The 13,148-nt window shown below is 49.0% G+C and carries 13 protein-coding genes; all 13 read left to right on the forward strand.

The genetic code is table 11. The features are described from left to right. On the forward strand, window positions 1-587 hold a 587-nt coding region (locus HY768_05465; protein ID MBI4726657.1), incomplete at its 5' end, for a hypothetical protein. A 233-nt stretch (window positions 588-820) separates the two neighbouring features. Then, window positions 821-1,039 (forward strand): hypothetical protein, encoded by a 219-nt coding sequence (locus HY768_05470; protein MBI4726658.1) that lies wholly within the window; start codon window positions 821-823, stop codon window positions 1,037-1,039. Between the two features lie 184 nt (window positions 1,040-1,223). After that, complete coding sequence (locus tag HY768_05475; protein ID MBI4726659.1) at window positions 1,224-1,757, forward strand: T9SS type A sorting domain-containing protein; 534 nt, start codon at window positions 1,224-1,226, stop codon at window positions 1,755-1,757. A 3-nt stretch (window positions 1,758-1,760) separates the two neighbouring features. After that, entirely contained in the window at window positions 1,761-1,880 is a 120-nt protein-coding gene (locus tag HY768_05480) for a helix-hairpin-helix domain-containing protein (GenBank protein MBI4726660.1), read from the forward strand. 120 nt (window positions 1,881-2,000) lie between these two features. Further along, window positions 2,001-2,360, forward strand: a complete 360-nt coding sequence (locus HY768_05485; protein ID MBI4726661.1) for a hypothetical protein — start codon at window positions 2,001-2,003, stop codon at window positions 2,358-2,360. Window positions 2,361-2,428: 68 nt separating this feature from the next. Continuing rightward, complete coding sequence (locus HY768_05490; GenBank protein MBI4726662.1) at window positions 2,429-2,665, forward strand: hypothetical protein; 237 nt, start codon at window positions 2,429-2,431, stop codon at window positions 2,663-2,665. Window positions 2,666-2,697: 32 nt separating this feature from the next. Continuing rightward, a complete protein-coding gene (locus HY768_05495; GenBank protein MBI4726663.1) occupies window positions 2,698-4,329 on the forward strand; it encodes an FG-GAP repeat protein in 1,632 nt (543 codons plus the stop codon). Window positions 4,330-4,867: 538 nt separating this feature from the next. Beyond that, window positions 4,868-5,791: a T9SS type A sorting domain-containing protein gene (locus HY768_05500; GenBank protein ID MBI4726664.1), complete on the forward strand. Its 924-nt coding sequence runs from the start codon at window positions 4,868-4,870 to the stop codon at window positions 5,789-5,791. 39 nt (window positions 5,792-5,830) lie between these two features. Further along, the gene (locus HY768_05505) at window positions 5,831-8,599 is read left to right on the forward strand and encodes a hypothetical protein (protein MBI4726665.1); all 2,769 of its coding nucleotides are present in this window, start codon (window positions 5,831-5,833) and stop codon (window positions 8,597-8,599) included. Window positions 8,600-8,644: 45 nt separating this feature from the next. Further along, the gene (locus HY768_05510; protein MBI4726666.1) at window positions 8,645-9,898 is read left to right on the forward strand and encodes a hypothetical protein; all 1,254 of its coding nucleotides are present in this window, start codon (window positions 8,645-8,647) and stop codon (window positions 9,896-9,898) included. Beyond that, window positions 9,888-11,129, forward strand: a complete 1,242-nt coding sequence (locus tag HY768_05515) for a hypothetical protein (GenBank protein MBI4726667.1) — start codon at window positions 9,888-9,890, stop codon at window positions 11,127-11,129. Before HY768_05510 ends, HY768_05515 begins: the two co-directional genes overlap by 11 nt. Further along, window positions 11,126-11,596 carry a T9SS type A sorting domain-containing protein gene (locus HY768_05520; GenBank protein MBI4726668.1) on the forward strand — a complete coding sequence of 157 codons (471 nt, stop codon included), beginning with the start codon at window positions 11,126-11,128 and terminating at the stop codon, window positions 11,594-11,596. The genes HY768_05515 and HY768_05520 overlap by 4 nt, the downstream gene beginning before the upstream one ends. 156 nt (window positions 11,597-11,752) lie before the next feature. Then, a complete protein-coding gene (locus tag HY768_05525; protein ID MBI4726669.1) occupies window positions 11,753-12,460 on the forward strand; it encodes a tetratricopeptide repeat protein in 708 nt (235 codons plus the stop codon). The last annotated feature ends 688 nt before the right edge of the window (window positions 12,461-13,148 follow it).

The following is a 13,148-nucleotide window of genomic DNA, read 5'->3' on the forward strand; positions in this document are numbered from 1 at the left end:
CGGGAAACCCCACCGCAACCGGCAATATTCAAAAAATAGAGGGGATCGCCGGCACTTTTACCGAAGGAATGTCTTTTAATTATCCCTACCAGCAGGCGCCGGACAACTCGGTGGATATAATAGACCAACTGGCAGCCGGAAACCAGCTTATCATGGGCAGCGATCCGGCCAAAGATAAATGGGTAAGGGGCCGGGGCACGTCATATGGCGCTTATTATAAGGGCGGGAAAGCCTCAACTCACAATAACATATATCTGACTTTCTCTCTCGGCTCTTTGAACAACGGCATCCATCCCAGCACTGCGTCGGAATTAACCCGGCGGATCTTAGCCTTCCAGGGATTTAACGTGGAACCAGAGCCGATAGTTGACCTGGTTGATTCGGTTTATACCGGCACAGTAGAAGGATCGGTAGAGCTTTCCTGGACGGCGGTCAGCGATGATTCCCTGACCGAGGCCGCTTCAAAATACTGGTTGAAATACACCAAATATGACGCCTCCGCATCGGACCTGGGCAAGATGAGTGCTGAGGAGGATTTTATAGATACGGGCTTACTTATTATCAAGCTTGGACGCCTGCAGCCGTAGACACGCGCGAGAAAAAAATAGTATATGGCTTTGCCCCGGGCGATACACTGATATTCGCTCTAAAGGCAGGTGACGAATCCGCTCCAGTCAGGTGGGGTACCTTAGGCAACGAACCAAGAATTATTGCTACCGGCGACACGGTTACGCCCCATACGGTCAGGTTGGGCTATACTTATGGCTGTGTCAATGATTTTTGCAAGAGCGAAAGAATAGGCATCCGCCTCGGAGATACGTTGTTCACCACCTGGGATGCCTCCAACCTGTATCTGAGTTATAGCCGCAATGACTGGCGCACCGCCGGCGACCTGGTCTTTTATTTTGACACCAGAACCGGCGGGGCCGACTCCACTTTTAAATACAACGGCGCCGTTGCCGCCGGTTTTGACGTAAACTTCCGACCCGATTTCTGCCTGGTGTTTGAGAATGCCGATTCCATCTTTTTAAACAAATGATAATTCCTGGAACGCTTTCCCCCCGGCAAATAGTATCGACAAGGGGGCTAAGGTTCCGGCCAAATATGGCGCCTTCTACCAGTTCAACAGCCTGGCCGCCGGGGTCTCGCCCCGGGCCACGGCCCAGCCTTTGGCCATAGAGCTCTCGGAATTTGCCTGCCAGAGCGGAAGCGATGGCATAACTTTGACCTGGCAGACCGCCAGCGAGCGCAACAATTATGAGTGGCTGATAGAGCGTTCCTCCGAACCAGACGGAGGCTTCCGATACTTGGCTACCATAAAGGCCGAAGCTGGATCGCCGTCCGGCTGCCAGTACAGTTACACCGACGCAACGGTGTTGCCCAATACCACCTATTACTACCGGCTAGGGGACAAGGACCTGAACGGCCGGGTCACCTGGCACGGCCCGGTAATGGCGGTAAGCGCCGGCCTGGCCTATGACAAGCTGCAACTGATGCCCTGCCGGCCCAATCCGGCCTCGGGCGTGGTTTCCATCAGCTATGCGCTGCACAAATCCGGAACGGTTTTACTTAGCGTATATGACGTTTGCGGACGGAAGGTAAAAATTTTGGACCAGGGGTCAAAACAGAGCGGGGCTTATAATCTGACCTGGAAGGGCGATGACAGCCAGGGAAGGATGTTGCCGGCCGGGGTATATTTCTACCAGCTTAATTTTGAAGGGGCCAGCCTTACTCAAAGGATGGTGCTGATGAGGTGAAAAATAGTTGATTACCGGGCCGCCCAAGGCGGATTTAAGAAAGCGGATGAATTGAGGAAAGTAAGGGGCATCGGCCCCAAGCGCCTGAGTCAGCTGATAGAGCATGTGACGGTGGGTCCGTAAAATATAAAGGGAAAATAAATGGAACATTTTTTAAAACACCTTTTGACAACCGACACGACATCTGCTATGCTTACAATTGGGAGATTTTCAAAACAACCGTAAAGAAGGAGCATGAGGCCAATGGCTTTGACCTATTCCGGGAAATTGGGCTTTGCCAAACAGCTGGGCAGCATCATCCAGGCAAAGGCCGTAGAACTGAAAGCGGCCAAGATGGACGTTGACGGCAGGTCCAAGGGGATATCGGCCAGGGTGGATATTGCGATCAAGGAGGACGGCAAACAGGAGACGCTGAAAGCGGAACTTAGGGCCCAAACCGACAAGGCGGTGGAGGCGGCAAACCAGGCCTACAGTTACGCCTCCGACACCGCAGACCTGATAGTCGGGTCGCTGGGGAAAACTCATGAGCTTTCAAAAAGGATCCGCAAACTGCGGGAGCAGATGTCCAACGTGGGCAACCGGGGAAAGAAGAAACAGGCATAGAGAATGGGATGTATTCGCAAGGGAAGGAGATGTTTTCCCTTGCGAATATTCTTTTTTAGGCAGCGAAGATGCTTGCTTCGGAAGAGAATGGACTTGCGGCGACAGGGAATATTCCATTTTCACAAGGGAATATTGAACATTCTCTGTGGAATACTCCATTTTCAGAAGAGAATATCGGATATTCTCTATGGAATACTCCATTTTCAGAGGAGAATATAGTTGCGGCAGAGGAGAATATTGAATATTCTGCAGGGAATGGAGGCAATTCAGGAGGGAATATCCAAACTGCCGGTGCAAACCCATAGAAAACAACAAGTTAGGCGAAATAGGAAAAACCATGAAACGCTGTATATTCATACTTTGCATTCTGCCTTTTGCCTTTTGCTTTTGTACAGCCCAGACCGTCTATAATTTAGAGATCATCTTCCAGCGGGGCACGCCTGACACCAGCCTGCGTTATTGGGGCGCGGCCATAGCCGGGGTGGGGGACGTGAACGGGGACGGATATGATGATGTGGCGGTGGGATGTATTAGGGACCTCGGCGGGCCTGGGGAAGATACGGCTAAAGTTTATATATTTTATGGCAGCAATTCTTTTGATACCATACCTGATTTGTTGATATCAGACTGGAGCAGTGGGCCTGGGGTGGGCATTTGCGGGGGGGATATAAATGGCGACGGCGTAAGCGATATTTGCATTACTGCCGCCGGAAGGGTTTACATTCATTTTGGAGGAAATCCGCCAAGCATAAACCCCGACATTAGATTTGGAGGCCGGCTTTATGAGAATTACAGCGTAATTGCCACCGGGGATCTGAACGGCGACGACACCACGGACCTTATTGTGGGTGATTTCTGGAATATGGACGGCAACGGGCACGTGAATATCTATAAAGGCTCGGCGGCCTTTGACACCATACCGTGGTTAAGAATAAACGGGCATGATTATGAAAAATTCGGTATGGGATTAGCTTCGGGTAAAGATGTTAATGGCGATGGGTTTGACGATTTGGCGGTTGGCGCCAATGGTTATAACCCCGATGAGCGGGGGCGGGTTTATATTTTTTACGGCGGCGCTGCTATGGATACCATCCCCGATTGGTGGAAGGATGGCGAAGGGCCGGTAAACTTGCTTGGTTCGGAAGGAACTATTTGTTTTGCCCAAGACAGTGCCGGATACGATAAGCTATGGTTCGGTTGCGAATTATATCCCGGCGGATATAATTCCAATAACAATTCCGGCAAGGTATGGCTGTTTAATGGCGGAAACCCAATGGATACTTTGCCTGATATGACCATAATAGGCCCGGATACTTTTTATGGGTTGGGCACATCGGTAGCTTCCGGACTTGTAAATAGCGGTAATATGGGAGACTATATTGCCGGCGCCTGGACCGACAGTGTAATGGGCGCCATAGGTAAAAGCCACTTGTGGTTAGGTTCAGACACGCCGGATACTGCGCTTGATGCCTGGCTAAAGGGCCGGTGGTTTAGAGACTGTCTTGGCGTGGGGCCTACGGCCACCGCGGATGTAAATGGCGACGGCAAAGACGAAATTATACTAAGCAATCTCGCTGCCGACACCAACAATATTGTGGTGATCTGCAAATACACCGGACCGGATGCGGTTGCGGGGGAACCAGCGAACAATGAACAATTAGCAATTAACAATTTGCTGCAGAACTCACCCAATCCGTTTAAGCAGTCAACAGTGATCAAATATCAATTATCGTCGCCGGGGCGGGTAAGCCTTATGGTATATAACGTGGCCGGGCAGTTGGTGAAAACGCTGATCAGCGGGCAAGTCGGCGCCGGGCAGCACACCGTCAAATGGGACGGTCGGGATAACATAGGAAACAAAGTGTCCTCGGGCATCTACATCTACCGGCTGTCCGCCAAAGGCGGATCCGCCTCAGGAGTAGAGGCTGGAAACAAAGATATGACCAAAAAGCTGGTGGTGCTTCGGTAAAAGCAGAACAAGTTAGGGAAAGGATCTATCATGGAAAAGAAAACAACATTTTCTGTCTTGCTGGCAATATTGCTGCTTCCCTCTCTGGCGTTGGCAATATATGACTGGCAGACATTAGATCAAAACAAATTGGCTTTTCTCCAATGAGTGTGGGTAAAATCGAACTTGGTGGCGAGCTGAAGTAGTTGGCAGTAAACGAGTTCTTTGATAGCAACCCCGGTAAAAATATGGTAAACTTCCGGTATGAAGAAGATCAAACGATTGGAAGACGTATAGTCCAAATAATTGTTCTTACGAGTTTGCCCCCGGCACAGTTGTGGGCGGCGTACCGCAGGTTCCGGCCGATTCCAGCGCAAAAGTATACATTTCTACCGAGGCCGACTGGCCGTTAAAGAAGACCAGCGGGCAGGACAGCATAATATCCATGTTTGATACCCGGTGCGTATATAACGATTATTTAACCACAGCTCACGCCACTGGCGGCAGGCCGTTAAAAATAGAAGTAACCCAAACCACCTACCAATGGAATGTTCCGTTATTGGAAGACCTGATATATTTTGCATGGGAGATAAAAAACACCGGGACCGATACCCTGTATAATGTTTACCTGGCCCCCACCGCCGACTGTGACATCGGGAATGAAAGCGACACTTCGGCCAATGATGTTTGTTACTATGATACTACCACCAACATGGCCTATCAGTATCAAATCGATTCAACAGAAGTGGGCTGGACAATACCCCCAGGATGCGTGGGCATTAATATTTTACAGGGGCCGGTTGCCACCAAGGATTATACCTTGCCGGACGGAAGGCAGATATTTACCGGAGATACTTTGGGGTTAACGCACTTCAAAGTATTTAGCATTGCCATAGACCCGCCCACGAATATGGAACAATACAAAGAAATGGCCGGGTATGATTATACTACGGGGTTATATGTTCCTTTCGATCCCAAACCGTCACCCGGAGACTGTTGCTTTATAGCCTCAACCGGTCCGGTGGACCTGGCTCCGGGGGCTTCTGTCCGGCTGGCGGTGTGTTTGATCTGTGCCGGGTATAATTATGCTTATTTAAATATAGATGATACCTTAGCCATTGATTCACTGCGGTTAAAGGCCCGCTATGCCAAAATATATTACGATCAACTGGACATATTCGGTTCACCGGGAGAAAACGCCATTACCTCCTTTGTTCTTTGCCAGAACGCGCCAAACCCATTTTCTCAATTTACAATCATCAAATACCAGATATCCAAATCCCAAATGGTAAATCTTAAGGTGTATAACATTGCCGGACAAGCGGTGAGTGTGCTTGTTAATGAGGTTAGGAAGGCTGGAAGTTATGAAGTCCGTTGGGATGGCATGGATGAAGAAAGACGAAAAGTCTCAAATGGAATTTATATTTACCAACTGAAGACTGGGGATAAAAACATGATTAAAAAGATGACTTTAATAAAATAAACAACAAACCGTCAACTTTAAAAAGCGAGGAGTCCCGTCATGAAAAAAGCAATAGGTTTTATTCTGCTTGCCGCCACTTGCGCTGCACAAGTTTGGGCCGGCGAAATAACCAGAACGATCAGCTATTCTGCGGCTGATTTAAAGTTCAGTAAGGCAGGCGTCTACGATTACGTGGAAATAAAAGGCGCAAGAAGTGCTGATATTGTAGTCCGTCCTGCTTTGCCGGTGGCAATGCAGGTTTTATCCATCCCCAGCGGGGCAAAAGCCACTTCGGTGGAAGTAGTTTCATTTCAAAAAACCTTATTAACAGGTGTTTATAATATATTCCCTTCGCAACCGGAAGTGCCATTATCGATAGATCCTAGCCTTATTGTCTGGAATCCACCGGATACTGCTATCTATAATTTAAATACCGAGTACCCCGTACAAATTGCCGCCCTAACCGGCAACGGCAATATGTGCGGTTATAGTTTGGGCGAGGTTGCTTTAAGGCCGTTGCACTATATTCCTGCCACAGGCAAGCTTGTGCTTTATACCAATATCACTTACAAAATAACCTATGTTGCTGGGACAGCTGAAAATGTGGCGTCTGAACTGCAGAAAAACACCTTTGGTCATATGGTGAAAAATATGGTTGTTAATCCCGAAGCGGTGGATGCGCAATCGCCTTTAATAAACAAAACGTTATCTGCAAAACTGCCTCCGGGTAATTATCCCTATGTGATAATCACCAAACCGCCCATGGATACGGTATTTCAGCGATTGGCAAGCTGGAAGACGAAAAAGGGAGTTCCGGGAACCGTGGTGTCCGTTGATTGGATAGCCGGCAATTATTCTGGCTATGACCTGTCAGAGAAGGTTCGCAATTTTATAAAAGATGCAAGAAGCACCTGGAGTACTATGTATGTTCTGCTGGGCGGGCAGGGTGATGATACCCATCCGAGTGAGAATATCATACCGGCAAGGCATGTATTTTATTTACGTACACAAGAAGAACCTAGTTGGCGCAATGACCAAGATTCTATACCCTGCGACTTGTATTATGCCGGTATTTCAGGAACAGGAAATTGGGATGCAAATAATAATCATGTTTGGGGCGAGCTATCTGATGGGGCGGATTTGTATCCCGACATTTTTGTGGGGCGTGCCCCTGTCGTTAACATAGCGCAAGCGCAAAATATTGTTTACAAGATATTGAAATACGAAAAATGCCCGCCCGGCGATTACATTAAAAAAATCATTTTGCCCACTACGAGTTATCTTTCTACGGATTACGATGAAACTCTTAGCCAGGAAGCAATAGCCGCAATGGTTTCACAGGATTGGACTATTACAAAACTATATTACAACCAAACGCCCTTTACCCAAGAACAAATGATACAACTGTTTAATGAGGGGTATGGCCTTAGCCACTGGGTGGGACATGGTTTAGAGGACCTTATTCGAATCAGATACAAACTGCCGGCTATAAATTTAACGAATGATGACGCTGATACCTTGCAGAACGGAGATAGAACAGGCATTGCTAATGCAATATCTTGCTTTTCCGGCGCGATGGACCCGCTTTGGAATGATGACTGTTTGGCGGATCATTTGATAAATAAAGTGGGTGGCGGCACGGTTGGCGCAATAATGAATTCTCGTTTTGGCTGGGGTGCGCCTACAACCGGAAAGATGGGTTCATCTGAACTGCTTGATGTGGAAATATTTAATAAAATATTCAACACACCCGATAGCTGCAAAATCGGGGTAGCCTTAGCTGCCTCTAAAACCAGATGGGCGCCTTACGCCGATAATCCCGACATTCAATATGCCCAAATGCGCTGGTGCCTTTATGAATTAAACCTTTTCGGCGACCCCGAAATGCCAGTTTGGGTGAACTCTGCACCCTATTACACCATGGCCTGCCCCGAGACAGTATTGGTGGGTGACGCCGATTTGCCAATGAGTGTTTTATGGAACAATACCAAGGCTACAATGCCTGCGGCCGGGGCTTGTGTAAAGGTATATCTAAACGGCGTTGTAGTTGGAACGGATACTACCGATGCTGCGGGAGCGGGTATTCTGCATCTAACCACGGCTTCAACAAATGATGTGGTAGAAATAGCAGTATGGGATGACGGCCTGCTTGTCTGCAGTGATATGTGCAAGGTGGTGTCGCCGCGGCTTAACACCAGCCTTAGGGATATTCAGGTCATTAAAGGCAATGGCGACCAATATAGTTTAGCCTGGGCGGTGGGTGATAATGGAAGGATAAAGAAAATCACCGTGCTTAACAGTAAGCAGACGATTACCGATATCAATGTTGGCATCACCGGGTTTGACCAAACAAAGTACGACTTTAAAGGATTGTCCTTCCCGGATTCCATGAATGGCTGGGTGGTAGGGTATAAGAATTCCGAGAAGGATAAATATAGAGGGGTTATTCTAAATACGGCAAATGGCGGCGGTAATTGGTCTGTAAGGTATTCTTCGGATGCAGGTGTAGGAGGTATATTGGGTGGCACGTCTGACTCACTTACCCCGTTCTTGAAGGTAAAGATGACATTTTATAACAGCCAGTATAGGGGCTACATTAGTTGCGGCAAGGGTTATATATTGAGGTGGAATCCTGTGTATAAGAGATGGGAACCCAAACGCCCATCAACCAACTCTGCCGATTCTTTAACCATCTGGTATAACGGCTTATGGATGAAGCCGGGTGACCCCAATTATTTATGGGCCTCGGGCGACGAAAGAAACCTGTTTGTAAAAACTACCAATGGCGGCGGCAGTTGGACTTGCGACAGCACATTGGCCTTTAGCTAGAGCTATAATTTTCCGGCCAACACCAACACCCCGCTGGGCACCCAGTTGGCGGTCCTAAATCTTACCTGCCAGGATTACAATAACGCCTATGTGCCGTTGTCCTACGGCAATCTCGGTAAATATAAATCGGGAAGTTGGAGCAAGGTTGGCCTGGAGCCACAGCCCACCTGGCTTTATGATCTTGACAGCAATTTGATATGCGGCAGCGATGGCGTTATAATTGATACTTTAGGTGGGGAATATTTTAATGAGTCAGGCACGGCGTTATACGGCCTTTCAACCTGGGCAGGCCAGGTGCCGCCCAATAATATTGCAGGCAGATGGGCCTATGCCGTGGGCAGCAACGATAGGATAGTTGAAAGCGCGCCTTTTTTTGAATTGCCGAGTTTGCGAGGCATTATAACTGATTGCGGAAATGTGGAGCTTATTTATGTTGAATGGAGCACAAATGGGATTAATGACGCCCAAATTGATACTTATGAATTATACCGATCAGTTTCACCTTTGCATCACGGGCAGTTAATATATCAAATCAAACCCGATGGCGGCGGCTATTACTATTATGAAGATTATGGGCCACCATTTGCTTTTGCTCAAGAATATAGCTACTGGGTAAGGGCAATATGGCATGGGAGAAACAAGTGGTATTATTTGGGGAATGTATTTGGCCCCTCTAATTGTGCTACATTAAAGCCCATGGCAACGCCAGTTTACATTGCAGCGATAGATAAACCAGATGATAATGGAAATACGATTGTTTTAAACTGGGACGACGTATCTGCCGCGAGCGGCTACCATATTGCCAGAAAAAGAGCCGGGGAAGCAAACTTTACCCCGTTGGCAAACGTTACAAACTCTATATTTTACGATTACACGGCTCAAAATGGAGTAAGTTATGTATATGCAATAGCAGCGTATTCAGATAACCCGCTTTGTGCGTCAAAATATGATACAAGTGTTGCCGTTGTCGCTTTAGACAATCTTACTCCGGCCCAGCTGCCCGCTCCCACCGGTTACTACGATGCAGGCTTTAAATGCCTTACTTTAAACTGGCAGACTTGCACCGACGAACCCAACTTTGGCGGCTACTGGGTTTGCCCCGAGCCGGTAGGAACTTTCGCCAGTAAACCATCTTCCAAATATACGGTCAATCACGCTGCCCCCATAGAAAGAACGATCTGGTCATACCGGGTGCCGGACAATCTGATTGGCCAGACCATGCAAATGCATGTAACGGCCATGGACAGGTCTGGCAATATCGGCAACCGACAAGGGCGACACCCTGCATTTGGTCTATAGCAGAGGCGATTCTATAGCTTACCAGAAGTCCTGGACCGACGGGTACAGTTGGACAAAAGACATAGGCATTGGTGTGGGAAATTACCCCTGCCTGGCCAAGGATTCAAAAGGCGGTCTTTGCGCGGCCTGGCTTGACGGCAATATTAGATATGCCCGAAAGACCTCGCCCTGGATTCCCGGCTTCTCGCTGCCGGTTATGAATGCCTCGGCGCCCGCCATGACCTTAGGCAAGGGCGACACCGTGTTCCTGGCGTTCATCCAATACAACTGGTTGCCCCAAGACGTGGGCACGCTGATCTGCTTGCGTTTTCCGTCCGATAAATTTGATTCCGCTCATGTCACAGTCGACACACTGTATAACGCCAGCGGCAGCCCGACCATAACCGTGGACAGCAAGAATTCGGTTCATATCGCGTGGCGGTACAATGACGACATCTACTGGACCCAACGCAACGCCAACGGAACATGGAAAGCGGCCGCTAACATCAGTTACAGCAGCGGCGTGGTTTCGCAGAACCCATCCCTGGCGTATTACGGAGACGTTCACTTAGTCTGGCAGGAAGGCAACGATATCTATCATAACAAAGGCAACTGGAGTTTGCAGTTGGCTGTTAAGGCCAAAATAATAGTTAAACAGTTCAGTTGGCAGGGTGCGGAGAATGTCAGCAATAATCCTGGCACGGCTTCGGTTAACCCGGTGTTTGACGGCAACTATGTGGCTTGGAGCGAAGTAATGTCTTCGGGCGACACGGAGGCGTATATGTCTTTATACAAGGATTTTGTATGGCAGCCCGCTAAAAACTACAGCAATAATCCGACCCAGCCTTCGGCATACCCCCAGATTGCCTACCGCCAGAATGTTGACGGCAACAAGATGACCACGGTTTGGACCGAAGGCACCGGGCCCCTCTATTCGCTCATCGCCCGTGATTCTGCTGGTGCGGTTACCCCGAAATTGGCCGCCGATGTGGGCGGAACCGAACCTTCCATTTACACCATAGAACGGGACGGTTATCTGGTTTACGGGCAGACCAAGTCCAAGACCTCCGTCATCACCGTGGACTATGACAGCACGGCTTTGGAGTATTACCTGCCGACCCTGGACCGGGAACAGAAACAAACGCTAAAGATGAGCCTGTACCAGGAATATGCGGATAAGGCCGATCACGTCTACCAGGTCTGGGTGGACCAGGTATCATTGGGCGCGGTTAAAGTGCCATCCAGTTGGTGACTTTTGAGAAAGACCTGCCCAATGCGGTCAGCCACGACGGCGAAGGCGTTTTGAAGATCGTGAACTTAAAGAAAGGGGCCATCGTAACCTGCGACAACTGGCAGCTTTTCGCTTACGACAAGGCTACCGGCAACAACAATGACGGCGGCGGGGCGCAATCGGATATGAGTGAAGCCAGGCCAGCGGCCTACCGCTATGAATTGATGCAGAACGTGCCCAACCCCTGCAAACAATTCACAATGATCAATTATCAATTAGCCAAGTCCGGCCAGGTCAGCCTTAAGGTTTACAATACCCTGGGCCAGGTGGTAAAAACCCTGGTCAACGAAAGCCAGAACCCCGGGCCGTATAGCGTCAAATGGGACGGCCGGGACGAAACGGGCCGGCAGGTTTCAGCGGGTATTTACTTCTACCGTATAGTATCGGGAGAGTTCAGCAGTGTCAAGAAGATGGTGGTGCTGAGATAAACTTTTACGGAGTCCTTTTATAAAGGCCGGAGCAGAATAGCTTCGGCCTTTTATTTTCAAAATACTTAATAAATCGCTGGAGATAATTGCCCTTGACTTTTAGCCGCAGATTTCGTATCTTTATGGCATCGGGGAATAAATAAAAGGGAAATAAAAATGGGATTTGAAAGCGAAAGACACGGCCAGCAGGGCCGCGAGCTTTATGCCAAAGGGCGGTTCGGCGAGGCCGTCCAGGAATTTAAAAAAGCCATCAAGATCTCGCCCAATTTCGCCGATCTTTACAACCATCTGGGCCTGGCCTATCACCTGAATGGGGAATACGAAATGGCAATCAAGTCCTTTAAACAGGCCATCAAGCTTAACCACCGGTATGTGGAAGCCCACCTGAACATCGCCATTACCCTGAATGAACTGGGCCGCTACGATGATGCGGTCTCCTTTTTCAGCCAGGCCACGGAGGCCGAGGATATCAAGGGAGAGATGACCACCGGCATCCGCAACAAATTATCTTCGGCCCATGCCGAACTAGGCAATACCTACTGCGACATCGGGTACAATACCGAAGCGGCCGAGGAATACCAAAAGGCGCTCAAGCTCAATCCCCACCACCACGACGTCCGGTTGAAGCTGGCCAAGACCTACCTGAACCTGGAGCAGTATTACATGGCCATCGAAGAACTGGAGACGCTGACCAAGTCCCATCCCGATTATATTGAAGCCCTGATATTTCTGGGCGTGGCCCATTTGAAGAACGGGCAGAAAGAAAAAGCCCGCAAACAATGGCAGATCTGCCTGGCCAAGGATCCCGGGAATTTAAGGGCCAAGACCTATCTGACCCTGATGGCCCGGGCCGGGGAGAAGTGACAGGGTGGTTGTTTCTGTAACCCTTAATAACGAACTCATAGCAAGTAATACTCGCAATTTTTTTCCTGGCAAGGGTAGAAACCCTGTCCTTTGGGTCTTAATTTATTTCTCCGCTTTCTCTTTGAAGAGAAAGCTCCCAAGAGAGTCCTTCGCTGAAGCTACGGCCTCCAAGAGTGAGCAGTAGGTAGCGTAAGCGAAACTTTCGCTCAGCGCTGCTTTGATGTCCCAATACCCAGCTGCCTGAAGCTATTGACCCGCAAGTAAGGCCTAATCCTGGCAATAGCTTCTTTACTCTCATTGCATTCGGTAAAACGGCAGCTTTTGCCAAGCAGCAGCGCTAACGCGAACCAGGGTTGGTGCCCCGCCTTAAGTGGAGCGGCTTGACCTCAGCCCCGAAAAAGCCCCGCCTTGGCGGGGCCGGGGCGTAAACCCTACCATCCGCGGAACTTTGGCGGTTAAGACTTCCCCGCCGCAACATAATAGATTAATGCGGGGCCTGTCGTGGCGTGGCTTTGGTTACTTTCTTGGTCACAAGAAAGTAACATTAAAGTATTTACAGATGTTATTATAGAGAAAACTGAATACCAGTTCAAAACAAAACGGATGAAGTTTTTACTTCGTCCGTTTTTCGTATTCTGTCGCCAGCAACTTCAGAATATCGTTCCGGGAATAATGCCAAAGCCCGCAG

The sequence above is a fragment of the candidate division TA06 bacterium genome, assembly GCA_016208585.1.
Classification (GTDB): Bacteria; Edwardsbacteria; AC1; order AC1; family EtOH8; genus UBA5202.